This window comes from Klugiella xanthotipulae (assembly GCF_006716695.1).
Classification (GTDB): domain Bacteria; phylum Actinomycetota; class Actinomycetes; order Actinomycetales; family Microbacteriaceae; genus Klugiella; species Klugiella xanthotipulae.
This window is the reverse complement of record NZ_VFPN01000001.1, coordinates 916,914-937,784: the sequence shown is the minus strand read 5'-3', so window position 1 is coordinate 937,784 and position 20,871 is coordinate 916,914. Positions and strand designations below refer to the sequence as shown.

Here is a 20,871-nt window from a genome sequence, read left to right as displayed (position 1 = left end):
CTCCAAAGACGGAAGCACTCTCCTTTAAGACGCCCCGCACGGGCGGCTTCTTCTCCCGCCTCCCCGTGGTGCATCAACTGCGGCAGAGCATGGGCTGGCAGCGCGGGATGCTCATCACCGGCCTGGTGATTACCGGCGTCTTTGTACTCACCGCCCTCCTGGCCCCGCTGATCGCGCCCTACGGCTTCGCCCAGCGCAAAGCCGATTCTCTCGCCTTCGGTACCCAACAGCCCCCCAGCGGAGAGCACCTCTGGGGCACCACCGTGGGTGGCTATGACGTGTTCTCGCGGGTGGTATGGGGGTCGCAGACCGCGCTCTTCGTGATCGTGATCGCCGTGGTCTTCTCGATCTTCCTGGGCGTGCTGCTCGGCCTCGTCTCCGGCTACTTTGGTGGATGGCTCGACCGCGTCCTCGTGGTCCTCTGCGATGCGATCTACGCGTTCCCCTCCCTGTTGCTCGCGATCGTGATGTCGATTGTGATCTCGGGCGGGCGGTCGAGTATGTGGGGCGGGATACTTGCCGCGGCCATCTCGATTACCGTGGTGTTTATCCCGCAGTATTTCCGCGTGATCCGGGCCGAGACGGTGCGGATCAAGGCGGAGGCCTACGTGGAGTCGGCCCGCGTGGTGGGGGCTAGCAGTTCGCGGATCATGTTCCGCCATGTGCTGCGCAACGCGACCCGCACGCTGCCGCTCATCTTCACGCTCAACTCTTCCGAGGCCATCCTCACCCTGGCCGGTCTCGGCTTTCTCGGGTTCGGTATTGAGCCGACCGCCGCGGCCGAGTGGGGTTTTGACCTCAACAAGGCCGTGTCGGATGTCTCGACCGGTATCTGGTGGACGGCGCTCTTCCCGGGTGTCGCCATCGTGCTCGTGGTGCTGGGCATCACGCTCGTGGGCGAGAGCCTGAACGACCTGGCCGATCCGCGCCTGCGCGGTCGGCGGGCCGTATCGGCGGCCTCGGGTGATGTGGCCGAGACGTCTGTTGTGCCCGGTGGCACGCTCACCGCGGGACCCGGCGGGCTCGACGGCCTCGAAACTCCCGATCCTATTGGCGACGAACCAGGCGAGGTACGGTCATGACCCAGACACCAGCATCCGACACCCCCGTTGACCCGTCCACCACGGACGTTGTCAGCATCAAGAATCTCTCCGTATCGTTCTCAACCGACCGCGGGGCGGTCAAAGCTGTTGACGATGTGACCCTGTCGGTTCGCCCCGGCGAGGTTCTCGCGATTGTGGGTGAGAGCGGTAGCGGTAAGACCGTGACCGCAAAGACCATCCTGGGTCTTCTGCCCGAAACCGCCACGACCCGGGGCGCGGTTGTGCTGCGCAGCAAGGATGGCAGTAAATCCAACGACGTGATCTCGCTCAGCAAGAAACAGCTGCGCGAGGTGCGCGGGGCAGACGTGTCGATGGTGTTTCAGGAGCCCTCGACCGCGCTCAACCCGGTCTACAAGGTGGGCTGGCAGATCGCGGAGGGCATCCGGGCGCACAGCAACGTGAGCAAGAAGGAAGCCAGGGAACGCGCGATTGAGATCCTGGGCCGAGTGGGCATCCCGGAGCCGGAGACCCGGGTGGACTACTACCCGCACCAGTTCTCGGGCGGGCAGAAGCAGCGCATCATCATCGCGATGGCGCTCGTTCTCGACCCCGGTCTGATCGTGGCCGACGAACCCACGACGGCGCTCGACGTGACCGTGCAGGCTGAGATCCTTGACCTGCTGCGCCGCTGTCGTGACGACTTTGGTACCGCAATTGTGCTGATCACGCACAATATGGGGGTAGTTGCTGACCTGGCCGACCGCGTTGCCGTGATGTATCAGGGCAAGCTGATTGAGGAGGCGGAGACCACGAAACTCTTCGCCCACCCCGAGCAGGACTACACCAGGGCGCTGCTCGCCGCGGTGCCGCGCATCGGACAGGGGCTCTCGCAGACCCGGGCACGTACGGCCGAGCGTGACGCCGAGTGGCAGGCGAAAACGCCACTCGTGAGCGCCCGCGACCTGCGCATCGAGTTTCCCGGCCGGATGGGTCGCGGCGGGTTTGTCGCCGTTGACGGTATCAGCTTCGATATTCGTGAGGGCGAGGTGCTCGGCCTCGTGGGCGAGTCTGGTTCGGGTAAAACCACCACCGGCCGTGCCATCGCGGGTCTCAACCGGGTGACCGGCGGGTCGCTCACTGTCCTGGGCCAAGAGATGAACGGTGTCAAGGAGCGCGCCTTCACGAGGGTACGCAAAGACATCGGCTTCGTTTTTCAGGACCCCGCGTCGAGTTTCAACCCGCTGCTGACCGTCGCGGAGTGCGTCGCCGAGCCGCTCGTGATCCACAAACGCGCCGCGGATGCCCAGGATGCGCGCGCACGCGTCGATGAGTTGCTGGAAGCCGTTCAACTGCCCCGCGCCTACGGCGACCGCTACCCGCACGAGCTGAGCGGTGGACAGCGTCAGCGTGCCAGCCTCGCGCGCGGTATTGCCCTCGACCCGCGCCTGCTGATCGCTGACGAGCCCACCTCGGCGCTTGACGTGTCGGTGCAGGCGCGAGTGCTGGAACTCTTCGCTGAGTTGCAGAAAGAGTTTGGCTTCGCCTGCCTGTTCATCAGCCACGACCTCGCCGTGGTGGATCTGCTCGCCGACCGCATCGCCGTGCTCTACAAGGGCAAGCTGGTGGAGGAGGGAACCGGCCTGGAGGTTCTGGGCTCGCCGAAGGACCCCTACACCCAGCGCCTGCTGGCCTCGCTGCCCGTGCCGGACCCGGTTGAGCAGGCCCAGCGCCGTGAGGCGCTCCGGGCCCTCGTGTCGTAGCGTCCGGCACAGCAGAGCGCCCTCGTCGCACCGCTTGAATCCACACCGCGGTGCGACGAGGGCTCTCTGCGTTATCCCACAAAGTTACCCCACAAACCGGCGGAGCGCCCCCGCGACCTCGGAGCGGGAGGAGACCCCCAGCGTGCGGTAGATGTGGGTGAGTCGAGACTCCACCGAGCGAACCGACATGAGTACCCTGCTGGCGATCTCGTTGGTGCGCAGACCCTGGGCGACGAGGTCGGCGATGCGTAGCTCCTCGGTGTTGAGGTTTTCCTCCAGACTGGTTGTGGGGGTATTGGCATCGTGTGTGAGGGCTCTGGCCCAGCGGGGAAGGCCCACCGTTTGGAAGCCGGCGACTGCCATCTGTTCGTGCCGCCTCGCCTCGCGGGGCATGTTGAGGGCGTCGAGCCGCCGTGCGAAGGCGCTCAGCGCCCGGGCGTGATCATAACCGGAGTCGGTGATTGAGTAGGACCCGATGAGCGTCGTGAACCGGTCTACGGACTCCTCGGGGTCCGCGATCAACGCTAGACAGCGGTTGAGCGCGAGCGCGCCCCAGCGTGAGGGGCAGCTGGCCACGGCGGTCCTGAGGGCTGCTGTGACCTTTTTCGCCTCCTCCATCTGGCCCATTCGAACGAGCGTTTCTACCAGTTCGGCGTCGAGCCGGATGAAGTGTTTCGGCACGTGGGTGGCCGCCGCCTGGGCGCGCAGCAGGAGTCGCCTGGCATTGTTCAGGTTGCCCGTTGTGAGCTCGTAGCTTCCACGGTGGGCGTCCATCCGTGCCGAGAGGTGGGGGTTCTTGTCGGCGTTGTAGCGTGAGTAGAGTCGGTCGAGGACCTCCTGGACGGGGTGCTCATCATCATCCTCTAGCCGATACAGCGCCTCGACCAGGACGCCTGTGGGGTGGCAAAATCCGGGCGCAACGTTCGTGTGGCTGAGGGCTGCGGCGGAGGTGAATAGTTCGCGAAAATTGCCTGCCAGGAACTCGTTTTCGAGGGCACCCATTCGCACGGTCAACTCGGCGAGGTGGTTGATCCGTGCGGTGCGGTTGAGGAGCAGACGGTAGATCTCGCGGGCCTCGTCGTACTGCTCGGCCAGGCTGAGCATCCGGGCCCGGTCGATCAGGTCGGCGGTGTCGCCGGTGCGGGCCGCGTTCAGGAACGCCTGGGAGGTGCCGCGCCGCGCCCAGCCGCTGTCTACGTGACCGTCGCTTTCGGTCGAGAGGAGGGCCAGGGCGCGCATGCCCACCCGGCGGGAAGGTGTCGTCGTTTGGCCCAGTAGGTCGCGCAGCAGCGTGGCGTAGCCCCGCGCGATCTGCGGCTCCCAACGCTCGGTGCGGTAAATGACCAGTTGGGCGAGCAGTTGCACCGCTTCGTCGGGGAGCTCGTTCGCGTAGTGTTGCAGGGTGTCCAGGGCGACCGTGTCGAAGACGATGTGATGGGACAGGAATTGGAGTTGCACCATCATCGTGACGAGTCTGAGGCGGGTACGCGCCGAGGTGTGCGATTCCAGTGCGTACTCCGTGTACAGCCGGGCGTGGCCGAGCCACCCGAGCTGGAGGAATTCGGTTGCGAGCCGCAGGAGGGTATCCGCTTCATCCGGTGAGGAGACGCCCAGGTGCAGGGCTCGGGCCACAAACTGGGCTGCGATGTGCGCCGTTTCCGGGGTCGCGAGCGACACGGAGTGGGCCAGGAGCGCGTTGCCATCGGCATCGGGCTCACCCTCGGCAGGCTGTGCGAAGCTGGCGTGCCAGACGTGTTCGGCCGTGTCGGGGGCGGCCACCGCGGCGAGGGCGGCGTGCCGCGCCAGGCGAGTAGCGGTATCCATCCCCCAGTAGACGGCGCAGCGCAGCGCCATCGAGACGATCTGTGCCGTGTCGTTGGTGCGCTTCACGAGGCCGTGCCGTTCGAGGTGGTCGAGGGCGGGGAGGGCGTGCGGCATCAGTGCGGTGAGGCTCGCCACCGGCGTGTAGCCGGCGGTGGACAGATGCTCCAGCAGGGCGTCGGTGCCGGGTTCGGCGGCGGCGTGTTGCTGGGCGGTCACACGGGCCATTGTGCGCGGTCCCACGCTGAGGGGGACCACCGGAAGGTGACGTCCGGTCAGGTGGGTCTCGGTGAGGCCATCAACCAATTCGATGGCCGTTGTGGGGTTTCCCTCGGCGACCAGCACGATGTGATCCCGAACGGCCGGGTGAATATCCCGCCCGGCGTGGGCGGTTACCAGGGCAGTCATGGCCGGAGCGGGCATACCGGGGTACACGAGGGTGGGCAGGGCAGCAAACGGGGTGGGCTTGGTCGCGTCTGTTGTGGTCATCAACAGTGACAGGCCCGTGCCGGTGAGGCGTCGGGCGAGGTAGTTCACCACCCGGGCGCTCGCCGGGTCGAGGAGGTCGGCGTCGTCCACGCAGAAGAGGGTGTGCGGTGCCGAGCGGGTGCGGAGGGTGCGGTGGATGCGCCGGGCCGTCGTGAAGACGTTGTCGGGGTCGAGGAGATCGGAGAGTTTGTCGAAAAGTGACGTGCGCAGGGTGGCGAGGAAGGCGCTGAGACCGGAGAAGGGCCAGTCGGCCTCGTCAGCGGCGATGCTCACCCAATTCGTCGGCAGGCCTGAATGACGGGCGGCAGTGCGGAGCAGGGTTGTTTTGCCGATGCCGCTGGTGCCGCTGACGATCAGGCAGGTTTCGCTTGTTGCATCGAGGACACTGACAAGTGGGGGCGGGAGGTGCTCTTTCACGAGTGAAGTTCGCTTTCAAAAAGAAACAATCCCCAATGTTAGCGTGTTGTGGTCCACAAAGATACTTTGTGTGACACTCTGCTAAGCCATCGCCCGCCCCACACCCGTCAGATTACCTCCCGGACTGCCGGGTGAGCGAGTATGCCGCCCACAGGCTCAGCACTATTGCCGGGACCGAGGCCACGTTCCCCACCGCGGTTGCCACCGCGACATCGCGCCGACCCTGGTGGGGGACGCGCCGTAACAGTTGGCGGCCCGCGGCCCACAGCAGAACCGGTGCCGTCACAACCCCGGGGTTGTAGCTGCGCTGGAGGACAGCCCGCATGATGTGGTTGACGGCGTTTCCGGCGAGGGCACCCGTGGCGGCCGTGGCGACAAAGCGGCCCGCCCGTCCGCTGCGGGCGAGTCGCGCATCCGTCATCACTGTGACGAAGGCGGTGAGGATGCCTGTGGCCAGCGCCATCCGGTCTTGTCGGTAGACCTTGGCGATCAGGCCGAACCGTTCGACGAGTTCGGCCGGTAGCTCGGCGCGGTTCAGGAAGGCAATCTCTTCGGCGTTGTGCAGCGTGAAGGCCGCAATGACCGCGGTGTTAGAGAGACGAGAATTCATCGTCGAGAGCCTTTCCTAAAATGCGAAGCGAGTCGTCGTCACGGAAAATGGAGTAGTGGTCTCCCGGTACCCGAGCATAACGGATGGCACCGCGCACATACCGGTCCCACTCGTGCACCGAGGTGGGCGCGATGTTGAGCCGCGCCAATACCTCCGGCGGCTCCGGCTGGGTGGCCTCCAGGATGAGGACGGGGCAGTCGAGCATCCGGTCGGGGGTCCAGCGCTTGAGTACGCCGTGGTTGTTCTGCCAGATGTCAAAAAACGCGGAGAGCTCGCGTCGCATCCCCGCCGACCACTCGGGCGAGAGCACGCTTTCGAGCACATCTCCGTGGCTGCGGGCAGGGTCTGCGGCCGGGTCGAAGCGGATGCCGGGCACGAGCGATTCGAGCAGCGACGGGAACGCCGCAACGTAGGCCGCCTCGCCACAATCGCCCGCGGTGTAGGCGTGTGCGGGGTGGGCATCAATCAGCACCAGCTGCTCGACGGTTTCGCCCGCCTCGTCGAGTTGGAGGGCCATCTCCGCGGCCAGGTTGCCACCAAACGAGTAGCCGCCGATGAGATAGGGCCCTTCGGGCTGCTGCTCACGGATCGCGGCGATGTAGCGGGCCGCGAGCTGGCGCATCGTCAAGTCCCGGTGGCGATACTCGTCGGGGAAGGACAGGCCTACGATGGAGAGGTTTCCGGCCAGGTGGCGGGCCAGATCGGCGTAGCAGGTGGTTGTCCCGCCGGCCGGGTGGGCAAGGAAAAGCGTGCGCGGGCCGCGGCGGAGGATCGGAATGAGGTTGCGAGCGCTCTCCGTGGGGTGCTGCGAGCCGCCGCTCGGGGTGCGGGTCGTGATGGTATCCGGTGCGGTGCCCCCGGTCGTGCCGCCTGCCTGCCGTTCGGAGACGGTCTGGGCGATGGCGCGAACGGTGCGGGCGCGCTCGAGGTCTCCGTATGCGAGGTCCACCGTGAAACGGTCGGCAAGCTCGGCCAGGAGGTCGATTGCGGTGAGGGAGTCGGCCCCCGCATCGAAGAGGTCATCATCGGGGCTGAGCTCGGGCATCGCGAGCATCCGAGATACGAGCGTCAGGATGCCCGTGAGGACCTCGTCGGGGCGAGTGGGCGTTGTCGTACCCCGGGCATCGTTTCGTGCGCCTGTGGGTGCCTCGGCGTCCGCTTCGAGTACCGTGGGAGTGGGTGCGGCGGTACCCGTTGCCGCTGCGCCTGCCGCTGTGCTCCCCGTCTCGCTGCCAAACGCCGACACCCAGTGCCGATCACGCCGTAGTTCGTGGTGGGGGGAGTCGTCTGGGTCGGTGCTGGCCGCTGCCGTGGCCTCGGATGGCTCCTCGGCCCGTCGCAAGACCACGTGCACATTGGTGCCGCCCATCCCGAACGAGCTCACCCCGGCCGCCGCGACACCACCCGGGACCACCGTGGGCTGGGCGCAGGCCTCAAACGCGGCCGCTGCCAAGCCCATCCGCGGGTGGGGGGTGGTAAACCCGGCGAGTGGCGGGATGACACCGTGGTGGAGCACGAGAGCGGTTTTTATCAGGGCGGAGACCCCCGCTGCAGCGTCGAGGTGCCCCATGGAGGCCTTCAGGCTGCCAAGGGCGATGGGGGAGTCACTCGGTTGGCGACCCAGTGCACGCGTGAGCGCCCTGATCTCGATTGGATCGCCCAGGGCCGTCCCCGTGCCGTGGGTCTCGATATAGCCCAGGTCGGAAACGGGGACTCCCGAGGAGCGGACGGCCTCCGCGATAGCCGCCGCCTGGCCCGACACGCTGGGTGCGGGAAAACCGACCTTGTCTCGGCCATCGTTGTTGGTTGCGGAACCGGCCACCTGCGCGTAAATTTGGGCACCGGTCGCCGCGGCAACCGTGTCGGCGCACAGCACCACCGCGCCGGCACCGTGCGCCTTCACGGTGCCGTTGGCGCTGGTGTCGAACGGCTGGCACGTCCCCGTGGGGCTGAAGATACTCCCCGCGCGGGCCAGGTACCCACCCAGGTGCGGCAGCGAGATCGACACCCCGCCCACGACCGCGTAGTCGCACTCGCCCCGTCGCAGGGCGGTCGCCGCCAGGTGTACGGCTAGCAGCGAGCTGGAACACGCCGATTGCACCACGACCGACGGCCCCGTGAGGCCCAGTGTGTAGCTGGTTCTGGTGCACAGGAAGTCTTTGTCGTTGGCGAGCATGGCGCTGAAATTGAGGTCGTTGGCATCCCACATCCCCGCTTCGGTGATCGGGCCGCTCAGGTAGGTGCTGGTGCTGGTGGAGCCGAATAGTCCCACGCGGATGTTGTCGGCCGAGTAATCCACCCCGGCATCGTTGAGGGCCGACCAGACCGTCTCCAAGAACACCCGCTGCTGTGGGTCCATGAGGGCCGCGTCGCGGCTGGAGATGCCAAAGAACGTGTTGTCGAAGGCGTCGTAGCCGTCGAGTGTCGAGCGCACGGGAACAAACGCAGGGTCGGCCAGTTGGGTGTCGCTGAATCCGTAGCGGAGTGAGTCGTCACGGGGCACCGGCTCAAACGTGGTGCGCCCCGACTCGATCAGCGACCAGAAGTCGTCGAGGGTGGAGGCTCCGGGCAGGCGGCAGGCCATCCCGATGATGGCGACCGGGGGTGTGGGGGTTGCGGGTGTGGTCCGGGTGCTCGGGGCGGTGGGGGTGAGGGTCGAGGTGGTGTTCATCGGGGGGTCCTCTCTCGGTTGACGTTGATGGGGTAGATGTCGGAACGGCTCAGCAGATGGGTGGCGAGATCGTTCGCGGTGGCAAACTCAAACAGGTCAACGAGGTTGAGGTCGTCGAGGTCGAGCTCGGTGCGGAGGCGGTCGTAGACGTGCATGACGTGCATTGAGGTGCCACCCACATCCATGAAGCGGTCGTGCACGCCGACGGGTCCGGTGCCGATCACCTCCGACCAGATGTGGGCGATCCGGTCGGCCAGGGGCAGCGAGGCCCCTTCGACTGCGGTGGGTGCGGTGGCAGTTTCTGCTCCGCCCACCCGCGCTCCGGGGTCCGGTAGGCGTTCGATGTCTGGTTTCCCATTGTGGGTCAGCGGGATGCTCGGCAGCACCGTGATCGCGGCCGGAATCATGTACGGCGGCAGGTGCCCGTCCAGACGGCCACGCACCTCGCGCTCGGTCAGTGGCTGGTCGAGCGTGACCCACGCGGCGAGGAACGGTTCCGCACCGGCGGGTTCGCACAGCCGGACGACCACACCGCGGCATCCGGCCGCGGTGACCAGGGCGGACTCGATCTCGCCCAGTTCGATCCGGTAGCCGCGCAACTGCACCTGATTGTCGATGCGCCCCACGTAGGTGAGCGCGCCGCCCTCATCGCCCGCGGTCGTGCCGCACACAACCGAGTCTCCCGTTCGGTAGGCCCGGGTGGGTATCCCGCCGTCGATGATCGTGCGGAATCGTTCGGCGGTGAGGTCATCGCGGCCCAGGTATCCGGTGGCGAGTGCACTGCCGGTCACCAGCAGTTCGCCGGGGTGACCGTCCCAGACGGGGCGCCCGTAGGGGTCGATCACCACGTCGGCTAGGTGGTCGAGCGGGCGACCGATGGGGCTGCGCGTTTCGGTTGCGATATCGGCTGCCGTGAGGTCGTGCAGGGTCACGTGCACGGTTGTCTCGGTGATGCCGTACATGTTGGCCACCCGGGCCGTGTCGCCGTGGTGCTGTACCCAGGGTTGCAGGTCGGCGGGGTAGAGAGCCTCGCCGCCACACACGATCAGGCGCACGCTCTCCATCGCGTTGGCCGGCAGGAGACCCGAGACGGCGACGAGGCGGCGGAGGGCGGAGGGCGTCTGATTGAGTACCGTCACCCGCTCGCGCTGCAGGAAGGTGGCGAACGCCTGGGGGTTGCTCACCTCTTCGCCGCGGGGGATCACGAGGGTGCCGCCCGTGGCGAGGCAGCCGAACATTTCCCAGACGCTGAAGTCGAACGCGGTCGAGTGAAACAGGCACCAGGTGTCGGCTGGGCCGAGGCCCAGACGCTCACCGGTGCTGTCAAGCAGATCGGCCACGTTGCCGCCGGGCACCACGACACCCTTCGGCTCCCCGGTGGACCCGGAGGTGAAAATCACGTAGGCGGGACGATCCCCTCGCGCCTCGATCACCCCGGCCGTATCGGTAGCGGTCGGTGCGGCCCAGAGACGGTCACTGTCGGTTGCGGTGTATTCGGTGGGCATGGTGCCCAGTTCTTCGCGCACCCGTCGGCGGATGAGGTCCGCCCGGTGTGCCGGTGCGGCCGGGTCGATGGGCACATAGGCGCGACCGGAGGCCATCACAGCGAGCATCGTGACCACGGCCGGAATGCCCGCGGGCATCGTGAGCAGGACGTAACGACTCGCCCCGTCCCGGTGGAGGAGGTTCGCGATTGCGCGCATCCGCTCCGCGAGTTCGCCGTAGCTGAGCACCCCGATATCTCCGCCCACTTCGGTGGGTTCTGTTCCGGTGTTGCCCGAGTCGCGCAGCGCGATTGCCTCGGGGTTCGCCGCGGCCGCGGCGAGGATCCGGTGCACGACCGTGTGGTCGTCGGCGTGGGTGGTGGGCGGTGCGGCGGTCTCGGCGGCGGCCCACACCGAGCCGGTCACGACGGGGGTGTGCGGGTTGGCGACCGCGGTATCCCAGGAGGTGGCGAAGAACGCGGCCAACTCGGAGCCGTTGATCGAGTCGGCGATGGCGAGGTCAACCACGTAGCGCTCGCCGTTGTCGGCAATGGCGAGCGCGAGGGGGTACGAGAGTGCCGTGCGTTCGAGCGGCAGCGAGATCAGTTCAACCCCGTCGAGGGTGGGCGCGAGTGCCTGCTGGTAGAAGGTGACCGCGTTGTCGGCGGCCCGGTAGGCCCGGTCAAGCCGGTCGCTGTCGCGGGTGTGGGCGGCCAGGTCGAGCCCCTGGCAGGTCTGCACCAGCCGGATGCCGCGGCTCACCTGGGCGCACAGCTCCCACCAGGTTGTCTCCGCCGTGATGGTGAGTGGGAGGGGGAGCGTGTTGACGAAGTAGCCGATGGCCTGTTTCGCGCGGTATCCAGCCCGGTTGGCCACGGGCATCCCGATCACGACGGTGTCGGTGGGGCACAGGCGGTGCAGGGTGGCCGCATAGATTGCGTAGGTGACGGCGACGGCCCCAAACTCGGTTGCGGCCGCCGAGGAGCGGAATACCGTCGAGGCGGCCCCCTCGACCGTGTGTATGTGGTGTCGGCCGCGGATTCCGTCGAGCGTGGGCCGGGCGGCGAGCCCGGGGTTGGTGAGCAGATCGGCCGTGGAGAGCAGATCGAGGTAGTCGTCAACACGCTTCTGGATGACCGGGGCCGCCGGCACCGAGCCGGGATGCTCGGCCCCGCCCGCGATGAGGTCGGCCCACTCGGCCTCGGGCGCGTTGTACAGGCTCGCGAGGATGTCCATGCCGCGGTAGAAGGCGTAGGCGTCCACCACGAGGTGGCTACACACGATGACGAGGTAGTTCGCCGAGCGCCCGCGGTAGAGGCGTGCGATCAGGGGTGGCCCGGTCTCGGGTCGGATGGGACCCGATTCGATCAGGTGGCCGGTCGCGAGGGCAACCCAGGCGTCTTCCTCGTCGGCGGGGCAGGCCGGATCGACGGAGGCCCACGCCACACTGACGGAGCCGGGTTGGATCACGGCCTCCACCTCGGTTTCCCGGCGGAAGAAGTGCGTGTTGATTCCGGGCATGGCGGGGAAGAGCGCGCTGGTGGCGCGGAAGAGTTTCTCGACATCCGTGGTGGCGGGCAGGCGGTAGGCCGCGGCTAAATCAAACGACACATCCTGGGGATGCGTGTGATGCTGCACGAACATGGCTTTTTGCGAAAAAGTTGCTGGGTATCGTATCTCGGGGGTGAACATGCCAGCCATGTTAGGGTCCGTTATGCCTCCCGGACCGAGAAGTGCGGGGTGGTTGCGGGGTGGTTGCGGACTTTTCGTACTTTTGTAATTTTTGTACTCTGATCAGGATTTATTATGGTTGTAGCGTCAGTTTAACGCCAAAATCGACCAGGATAACACCCGTCACCCGGTCGGTGATCCGGAGCGCGGCGGGGCGCGTCAGCCAGCGCGCGGCCAGCGTGGTGGCGGCGATGATCAGCCCGGCCCAGGCAGACCATATACTCGGCTCCGGCGAGGATTCGGTACGCCAGTTTGGAGGTGGCCAGCAGCGCTGTTGCCCCCACAGCGTGCCCCATCAGTAATGGCCGACCGGAGCACCAGGGCCGTGTCGAGGCCGGGAACAACGGTGAGCAGGGCCGCGATGAGCCCACAGGAGAGGAGGGCGGGGGCTCATCGGGCAATTTTATAGTGGTCGGGTACTGTTGTCTCTCCTGTAATTTCTCTGGGGATCATAGAGGAGTGTCGGCCCCGATGGCACGGGGGACTCAACGAGGCTGCGTGCGGGATGGTGTTAGGGCGATCCAGCGATGCAGGCGACTTCAAGCGACGCCGGGAAGAAGGGTTTCCCAGCTGTGGCGAGTTCTCGGCATCCGGCGGGACGACGGGATGAACCGTAACCGGTGCCTGCGCGGCCGATGGCCGCTCCTCGGTGGTGGCAATGCCTGTCACCAGGGCCGACGCGTGTGGAGCCCAGAACCCGGTGTCCCCAATGAGCGGGCGGAGGTGACCGGAATGTGTGGGTGCTCTCCATGCTGCTCCTTTCGGGGGATTCGTGCTCGCGGCGATGCGGGCAACGTCAACGGATGCGGGGCCACCCCCGGTGTGTGGGGGGATGCCGCCACGTTGAACGGGATTTCACACGTGGGGCAACAACGCAAGAGTAGAACGAATGAAGCCGCGAGAACCCGCTCTGCGGTTAATCTGCGGTTTTTTGCGGGGTTCCTGCGGGGGGAGTCTGCAGCCGTCGGAGTGCTGCCGAGACCTCGCCCCGAGAGCGGATACCCAGCTTGCGGTAGAGCACGGTGAGTCGGGCCTCAACCGAACGACTCGACATTCGGCACTCGGTGGCGATCTCGTAGTTGCGCATCCCGCGCACCACCATATCGGCGATACGGGTCTCCTCGGGGGTGAGCTCCACCTCGGGGGTGGCCGGGTGCCGGGTCGGGGTGGGGGGCGAAGCGGCATCGAGGATGTCGGCCCAGGCGGGGAGGCCCAGGTCGCGGTACAGGGCGGATGCGGTGAGGTTGAGACGCCGCGCCCGGCGCGAATTGCCCAGGGACTCCACCCGCGCGGCAAACGCCGTGAGCGTGCGGGCATGCTCGTAGGGGTTATCGGAGGGGGTGATCTCGGCGAGCAACTGATCGAAGAGGGTGATGGACTCCGGGCCCTCGGCTACGAGCGCCCGGCAGCGCAGGAGGGCCAGCTCGCCCCAGCGTGAGGTGGAGCGTTCCATGTGCCGGGCGAGTTCCTCGGTGACCCGTTGCGCCTCGCTCAGGTCGCCAACGCGCACCAGCACCTCGACCATATCCGCGTCGAGCCGGGTGAGGGGTGGTGACCCTACCTCGCGACTGGCGGCATAGGCCGGGGTGAGGAGTTGGAGGGCCACGTCGAGCGCCCCCCGGTGGAGGTAGCGGGCCCCCCGGTAGGCGGAGTGGCGAATCGACAGGGAGGGGTTTTGTCGGCCCAGGTGTCGGGTGAAGAGCTCCTCGCGGAGTTGGACGGATTTTTTCTGATCACCCTGCTCGCGCCAGTATTCAGCCTCAAGCAGGGTGCGGGTGGGCCGGTACAGGGCAGGGGTGAGGTTGCTGGTCATCATGAGTTTGACCATCTCGAACATGCCAAAGTAGTTGCCCGACTGGCGTTCGTTCTCGGCGATCAGGATGCGTGCAGCTCCCGCCCACAGCGGGTCGGGGAAGGCAATCAGCCGCTCAAAAATATCACGCGCCTCAGCGTATTGTTCGTTATAGGTAAGGTATCTGCCCCGGAGCATGAGAGTCTCGCGCTCTCGTTCGGTGCCGGCACTAAACGTTGCTGTACTGCCCGCAGTGCTCCCGGTCACCGGGTCGCGGGCGGGTTCCGGGGTGGTGACTCTCTCCGGGTCGCTATTAAAAACGTCGAGGTGGGCCAGCACGGCGAGGACGATTCCGGTGGGCTCCTTAAACCCACGGGCGAGGGCCTCTCTCAACTCAACGGCCAGTTCGTGGGCCTCTCGGAGTTCCCACCGCGTTGTGCGGTAGAGCACCAGGTAGGCGCGTAGGGCGGCCGCTTCGTCTGGATCTTCGTGACCGTATTGGGCGAGCACTTCGAGGGCCGCAGTGTCGTGAAGGACCTGTCGAGTGAGATGCTCCGACTGCACCTTCAGGTTCATGCTACGCATTCGCTCCTGGGCGGACATTGTCATTGTGGCGGTGAGGGAGAGGTAATGGTGAGCAAGAGAAAATTGTCCCCGCCGGACGAGGGCGTAGCTGATGACGAGGAGTCGGGATGCTGCTTCAGGGTCGGGCAGGCCCAGCATGACGGCGCGCTCAATCAGGTCGTACGGGAATCGCGCCAGGGGGGCATCGATCAACGTGATGGCGCTGTCAAGGAGGTCGAGGCTGCTGGTGGGTGAGGAGCGACCAAAGCTGCTGTGCCACACGAACATGGCCGAGCCGGGGGTGGAGGCAGCGGCAAGGGCAGCGTGCATCTCTACCCGGGTTTCCGAAGGAATTGACCAGTAGACAACGCTCCGCGCGGCGTAGCCGGTGAGGGAGAGGTCATCGCCCAGGCGCAATACGAGTGCGGTGGCGGTGAGGGCGTCAATCGCGGCCTCGGTGTCGGGCAGTACCTGGAGGAGCTCGCCGATGGCGACGGTGCGGGCGGTGGAGAGGTAGTTCAGTACCTCAAGGGCGAGGGGGCTCAGCCGCGCCAATTGCTGAGTGATTCGTGCACGGGTGATCGGCCCTGAGCGGAGGGGTAGCGTGACAAATTGGCGACCCTGAGCCATTCTTGCCCAGTTATGGGCCAGTAACTCAAGAGCGGTGGCGGGGTTTCCTTCGGATGCCATGGTGACGGCCGGGAGGGTACTCTCAGTGAAGTCGGGTGAGAGCAGGGGCTCGATGATCCGAGCAATGTTTGCATACTCCAACGGGTGGAGATCGATCATGGAGACATGAGAAAGAGGGCTCGGCTCTGTTCCCGGAGAAAGGCTCGCCACGATTGAGATGCGAGTTCCCACCAGCCGGCCAGAGAGAGCGCCCAGGATCTGGGCGCTGAGATGGTCAATGAGGTCGATATCGTCGATGATCAGGACGGCTGGATATGGCGTGAACTTGTGCAGCAGGCTGCGCAACTCGCGGGCGGCGTCAAAATACGAGACGGTGTCGCGCTCGTCCCAGAGGCGGTCACCGAAGGCGCGCAGTTCGTCGTTGTTACTGGCGTGCGTTATTGAGAGGATGCCGGACAGCGGCAGGGCCATTTCTTCGGGATTAATAGTGACCCAGATGGTTGGCTGTGTTGAGTGCTCCGCAACGTAACGGAGAGCGGTTGTTTTCCCGATACCGCGCTCGCCACGGATCAGAACAAGACCCTCTTGCTGATCGTTGAGGGCATTTAGTGCGGTTTCGTAGTCAGGGGGTATCAACGTTTATTGGCTCCAGCGGTTAGCAAACATAACAAACATGCTACCGCGTTCGAGGAGGGCCGCATGGCGATTATGAACTGTCGTGAGGGGTGTCCTGAAGAGCGTATTACACCCTGCGGACCCGATTTTGCGCGGGGGCAATGGCCACATTACCGGGACGCAAAATCGGGCCGCACTTGAGAGCCATCCCCTGGGCTCGGGTGGACTCCCGGGTGGAGTCAGAGGTTGACCGCAGCATCGAAGCGACGAGAGTGCACCCGGTGTTCTCCGTCGATGTGCTGGTCAAAAGATGCGGTGCGCGGTTCATCCCGTAGCTGCCGTATGTGGTGATCATGGGGTGTCCTTTCGCATCGGGCGGTTCTCCAGAAACAAGGGGAGTTATTCGACAGGATGGCCGCGGCAGCCAGACTAGGCCAGGGCGGCAGCGTGTATCCAGGTGCGTGCGGGTTTCCTGCGGTTTTGTGCGGAATTGGTGGGTGGCTGCGGGGTCCGCTAGCCGAGCCGATTGAGTTCGACGGTGAGCGACTTGGCAATCGCCCGCAGCGAGGCAGCGCTGCGGAAGAGGGACTGGTGCTCGCCGGGAATCCGAACAAGGCGCATCCCCGAGTGCGTATATCGGGCCCACTCGCTCAGCGGGGCAGGCGTGATATGGAGGCGGCCGAGTACAGCGGGTGACTCGGGCGCTTCCGGCTCAAACACCAGAATCGGACAGTCGAGCGGGCGGGTGGGTATCCACCAGCGCAACGACGCGTAGTTCTCCCGCCAGACGTAGAAGAAGTTGCAGAGTTCGGTGCGTACCTCGTCGCTGAGTTGGGGGGAGACGACGCGCTCCAGCATCCGCTCCGGGGTGTTGACGCCGATTGGGTAGGCGTCCACGTCCTCGTCAAATTGCAGGCTGGGGACCAAGGAACGTAGCATCTGACGGAAGGCCCCCAGGTAGGCGGATTGCTCGCAGGTGTTGGCCGTGTACACGTGCGGGGGTTGGGCGCTGAGGAGGAGGAGGGCCGAGACCTCCTCGCCCACGGCTTCTAGTTGCAGCGCGATCTCGGTGGCCAGATTTCCGCCAAAATCATAGCCGCCCAGTAGATAGGGCCCCTCGGGTTGGTGGCTGCGGATAGCCGCCACGTACTCTGTCGCCAATTCGTGCACGGTGAGATTCAGGCCGGTGAACCGGTCGGGAAATGACAGGCCCACGAGCGCGAACGTTCCATCGAGGTGCTGCGCGAGGTCACCGTAGGACGTGGTGGTTCCCCCTGCCGGGTGGACGAGAAAGAGAGTAGGGCCGCTCTCACCGGTGAACCGGATGAGGTCCCGGGAGTTCGTTCCCGACGTTTCCCGGCGCGGAAATGTGCTCCGTGGGCTCGGTCCCAGCCGCACCTGCTGGGGGACGGGGCGCAGCGGAATCGGCGCTGGCAAGGGCGTGGGTTGGATCCAGTGTCGGGTGCGTTTGAGGACCGTAGGTGGCAGTGATACGCGGCGGTCATGGTGCTGTGTCTCTGCATAGCGTGGACGGCCGTTGGCATCCTCGTCGGCGGTGTAGGCCTCCCACTCGGCCATCCGGAGCACCTCAGCTTCGCGGAGCCGCGTCGCCAATTGCGCCGTTGTAGTGGCGGAGACCACGATGCCGAAAGCGAGGCGAGCCCGGCCGTGGGAGAGGGTGAACGCGACGTCGGCCAGACGCAACGACGGATCGGCGTCGAGCGCATCGGCGATAGCCATCGCGGTTTTTTGCGTTGATTCCGCGGTGGCGGAGGAGACGATCACCCGGTGGGGAAGCAGCGTTGTGCTGGAGGCGGGAAGCCAGGTGGGCTCCGGCCGAGCCCGGCGCAGCACCAGGTGCACATTTGTACCGCCCGTTCCGAAGGCGTTGACCCCCACCGCGGCGAGCTCCTCGGTGGCGGGTTCTGCGTGGGTTGGTAACCGGAGTGCCGCCTCCGTCAGGCCAAGAAGGGGATGCGGCTGGGTGAGCCCGGCGAGCGGGGGCACCACCTGGTGATGCAGGACGAGCGCGGATTTCACCAGGGCGGCGACACCGGCTGCCGTATCCAGGTTGCCCATCGTGGCCCGGATGCTCCCGATGGGGAGGGGCGGGTCGTTGGGACTCCGTTCCAGGGCGATACGCAGTGCGTGAATTTCGGCTCGGTCGCCGAGCGCGGTCGCTACACCCGTGGTCTCAACGTAACCGACCTCGGCGGGGGAGACTCCCGCCTGAGAGAGCGCTTCGGATATTGCTTCCGCTCGCCTCAGGGGGTGGGGGGCGGTGAAGCTCACCCGGTCGTTACCATCGGAGTTGGTGGCGGTGCCGGCGATGTAGGCATAGACGTGGTCCCGATCAGCGCGGGAGTCCTCCGCCCGGCGCAGCACCACGGCGGCTGCCCCGCTACCGGGGGCGGTACCGTCCATCTTGGCATCAAAGGGGGTTACGGTAGCCGTGGGGCTGATGGTGGTATCGCCGTAGTATATGTAGCCGCCGAGCATGGGAATAAAAATGGAGGCTCCGGCGACCACAGCTATGTCGCATTCGCCCCGGTTCAGGGAGGCCGCGGCCAGGTGGACGGCCAGGAGCGAGCTGGCATCCGCTGCCCGCACCATCACGCTGGGTCCGGTGAAACCCAGTAGATAGGCCGTCCGGTTGCACACGTAGTCAACCGCGTTGGTGAGGAGGAGATCGACCTGGACATCAACCCCGGCCCACTCGTCGGCCTGGGCTAGTGGCCCCATCAGGTAGGTGCTGGGCCCGCAGGAGCCGAATACCCCCACGCGAACCTTCGGGTCTGTGCTCGCGTGGGCGCTGTCTTCGAGCGCAGACCAGACGGTTTCGACGAAGATCCTCTGCTGCGGGTCAAGGATGGTTGCCTCGCGTTCTGACAGGCCAAAGTAGGTGTGGTCGAATGCGGCGGGGTCGTCGAGGGCCGAGCGAATCGGCACAAAAGCGGGGCTGTCGATGACCGCATCAACAAAACCGCTACCGGTTGAATCTTCACGGGGGACGGGCTCTAACGTGGTTTTGCCCGAGACAATAAGCTCCCACAGCTCTGAGAGTGTGGATGCTCCCGGAAGTCGGGCGGCCATACCAATGATGGCGATGTCATTCATTGCGGTGCTCCTTGTGCGGATGGGGGAGATTGTTGTGCATCAGGAGTTCGGCGACTGCGCTGGTTGCGTGGGTCGTTCAACGTACTGAAGAGCAGTGCGGTGGCGGGGCCACTGCGTGGTGTGCGGGGTGTGCCAGCGGATCACGGGTAGTTAATCCGAGGGTGTGTCGATAGGTTAGGCCGCGCACCCATTCGTTCGGGCCCTTCAGGCGGCTTTGTGCGGTTTTTTGCGGGTTTTTGCGGTAAATTTCACCCCGCCTGACCCAATGAATTTGTAAAATACCGGGCACTTTAAAAAGAGAGAGCCCCGCCCCGAGGCGCCCTCAAAAATATTTTTTGGGAAAGTGCGTAATATTCTCGACGCTTTTTACTCGTTACTAGTGAGGGCGAAAATAAGGAGGCGCCACCACCACCAGACCAGGGTCAATCCACGATTGACTCACACACTGTCCGAACCGTGTAGTTACGGGTGCGTCAACCCAAATACGCCGCACCCTCCTCCCTCAGGGCTACACGATCGTGACACACAGCGGTGAGCGCACGATGGCGTGTCATCTCCGCTATCCCAGGCCTTCCCCGGTTCTGGAAGGGCAGTTGAGAGTTCTTCACACAACATCTTCTGTCGGTGCCCACGGGGGCGGGTTAGGTTGCACACCCGCTCGCCCCCGTGGCATCACCACAGTTTTTACGACGTGGACTACCGTGCCACAGTTTAGGGGGTGGCACGGTAGCCCATTTTTCCGGTGTAGACACTCCGTCACCGACCATCCACAAAACGTCACCGTGCAAACCTCAGGAGCCCAGTGCACTGGGCGCACCGGGTTTGAGTCGCACGTAGATCTGGCGGCGCACGGTCATGGAGGGTGTACGGGTGTGTACGCTCATGCGGCCTCCAGGGCAATCAGGGCAGTTTTGGCTTCGGGTCCCCCGGCGTAACCACCGGGCGACCCATCGGAGCGCACCACGCGGTGACAGGGCAGCACGAGCGGCAGGGGGTTGGTGGCACAGGCCGTGCCCACGGCGCGTACCGCGCGCGGATTCCCCACGCGCGCGGCCACGTGGGCGTAGGTTTCGGTGTGGCCGTAGGGGATCAGCGGCAGGTACGTCTGCACGGTCTGACGGAATCCCTTCGACAGCGCGTGGTCGAGCGGCAGATCAAATGTGGTGCGGGTGCGGGCGAAGTACTCGTCAAGCTCACGGGCCGCAGCGTCCAGACGTTCGGGGGCGAAGAGGATGCGCGGGCTCACCTTCGCGGCGATAGCGGCCAGTACAGCGTCGTGGTCCTCACTATCGAAGGCTACGCGGAGGAGACCGCGCGGGGTCGCGGCGAGCAGCAGCGGGCCCACGGGGGAGTCGAGAGTGCGGTAAGCCACGTCAAGCAGATCGGCGCTGGCGGCATCGGCGGCGAGGCGGGTGTGCAGCCGGTCGAGCAGGCCGACGGGGAGGTCAGTGAGGGCGGAGGGGATGTGCTGTGTCATGGGCGCGCTCCTCTCGAAGCGGGGTGGGCGGGTGCGGCGGTTGTGATTCGCGGGTTTTCTGCGGGCGCAGCGAGGTGGCGGCGTAGCGCGGCGATGCCGTCGGAGCCAGCCCGTCGGGCCGCCTCCGCACTGCCCCCGATCACTTCGGCCACCTCCGAGTAGGGCAGCCCGCCGAGATAGTGGTAGGCCACGGCCTGACGCTGTTTGGTGGGCAGGCGGGTGACGGCGTGGTGAAGGTCGGCATCCGTGGCCCCGGGGATACCGAGGGTGCTGGGCCGCTCGGGCACCTCGGCGACGGGGTGGGCCTGCCGTTGACGCCCGCGGATGATGTCGATGGCCTTACGGTGTGCGATTGTGACGAGCCACGCCTCCAGGTTGGCGTTCTCGGGTAGCTGCGGATAGGCGCGCAGGGCGGCGAGGAATGTTTCGGACCAGGCATCCTCCGCGTCATGGATGCCCACAACGGCCCGACAGACGCGCAACACGGCGGTGCCGTGGCGCGCGACCACTGTCTCGAACGGAATTTTTGTCATCATTACCCTGTAGACGCTGCGCCGCGGTGGAGTGTGAGGTATCGGTGGGCTCGGTTTTCAGGGTACTGGGTGGGAGAGGTCGGTGCGAGTTGCGTTCCGCTTTTTGTATTGCTACAT

Annotated in this window: 11 protein-coding genes; 2 read left to right on the top strand and 9 right to left on the bottom strand. The window is 65.8% G+C overall.

The features are described from left to right. The first annotated feature begins 89 nt into the window (after positions 1 to 89). A complete protein-coding gene (locus FB466_RS04200) occupies positions 90 to 1,082 on the top strand; it encodes an ABC transporter permease (protein WP_141916815.1) in 993 nt (330 codons plus the stop codon). Continuing rightward, on the top strand, positions 1,079 to 2,803 hold the full coding sequence (locus tag FB466_RS04195; protein WP_141916106.1) for a dipeptide ABC transporter ATP-binding protein: 1,725 nt from the start codon (positions 1,079 to 1,081) through the stop codon (positions 2,801 to 2,803). The genes FB466_RS04200 and FB466_RS04195 overlap by 4 nt, the downstream gene beginning before the upstream one ends. Before the next feature lie 84 nt (positions 2,804 to 2,887). Here FB466_RS04195 and FB466_RS04190 read toward each other — a convergent pair whose 3' ends face one another. The 9 genes from FB466_RS04190 to FB466_RS04145 all read right to left on the bottom strand — a co-directional run bounded on the left by FB466_RS04190 (position 2,888) and on the right by FB466_RS04145 (position 20,757). Beyond that, positions 2,888 to 5,530 (bottom strand): AAA family ATPase, encoded by a 2,643-nt coding sequence (locus tag FB466_RS04190; RefSeq protein WP_141916104.1) that lies wholly within the window; start codon positions 5,528 to 5,530, stop codon positions 2,888 to 2,890. 112 nt (positions 5,531 to 5,642) lie between these two features. After that, positions 5,643 to 6,140 carry an HXXEE domain-containing protein gene (locus FB466_RS04185; RefSeq protein WP_141916103.1) on the bottom strand — a complete coding sequence of 166 codons (498 nt, stop codon included), beginning with the start codon at positions 6,138 to 6,140 and terminating at the stop codon, positions 5,643 to 5,645. Beyond that, the gene (locus FB466_RS04180) at positions 6,121 to 8,811 is read right to left on the bottom strand and encodes a beta-ketoacyl synthase N-terminal-like domain-containing protein (protein ID WP_141916101.1); all 2,691 of its coding nucleotides are present in this window, start codon (positions 8,809 to 8,811) and stop codon (positions 6,121 to 6,123) included. Before FB466_RS04180 ends, FB466_RS04185 begins: the two co-directional genes overlap by 20 nt. Further along, the gene (locus tag FB466_RS04175) at positions 8,808 to 11,987 is read right to left on the bottom strand and encodes a non-ribosomal peptide synthetase (protein ID WP_170206019.1); all 3,180 of its coding nucleotides are present in this window, start codon (positions 11,985 to 11,987) and stop codon (positions 8,808 to 8,810) included. The genes FB466_RS04180 and FB466_RS04175 overlap by 4 nt, the downstream gene beginning before the upstream one ends. A 955-nt stretch (positions 11,988 to 12,942) precedes the next feature. Next, complete coding sequence (locus FB466_RS04165; protein WP_141916097.1) at positions 12,943 to 15,648, bottom strand: helix-turn-helix transcriptional regulator; 2,706 nt, start codon at positions 15,646 to 15,648, stop codon at positions 12,943 to 12,945. A 106-nt stretch (positions 15,649 to 15,754) separates the two neighbouring features. After that, on the bottom strand, positions 15,755 to 15,982 hold the full coding sequence (locus FB466_RS04160) for a hypothetical protein (protein WP_141916096.1): 228 nt from the start codon (positions 15,980 to 15,982) through the stop codon (positions 15,755 to 15,757). Positions 15,983 to 16,140: 158 nt separating this feature from the next. After that, on the bottom strand, positions 16,141 to 18,744 hold the full coding sequence (locus tag FB466_RS04155; protein WP_141916094.1) for a beta-ketoacyl synthase N-terminal-like domain-containing protein: 2,604 nt from the start codon (positions 18,742 to 18,744) through the stop codon (positions 16,141 to 16,143). An 880-nt stretch (positions 18,745 to 19,624) separates the two neighbouring features. Beyond that, complete coding sequence (locus FB466_RS04150; protein WP_141916093.1) at positions 19,625 to 20,221, bottom strand: methylated-DNA--[protein]-cysteine S-methyltransferase; 597 nt, start codon at positions 20,219 to 20,221, stop codon at positions 19,625 to 19,627. Beyond that, the gene (locus tag FB466_RS04145; protein ID WP_141916091.1) at positions 20,218 to 20,757 is read right to left on the bottom strand and encodes an RNA polymerase sigma factor; all 540 of its coding nucleotides are present in this window, start codon (positions 20,755 to 20,757) and stop codon (positions 20,218 to 20,220) included. The genes FB466_RS04150 and FB466_RS04145 overlap by 4 nt, the downstream gene beginning before the upstream one ends. Positions 20,758 to 20,871: the final 114 nt, after the last annotated feature.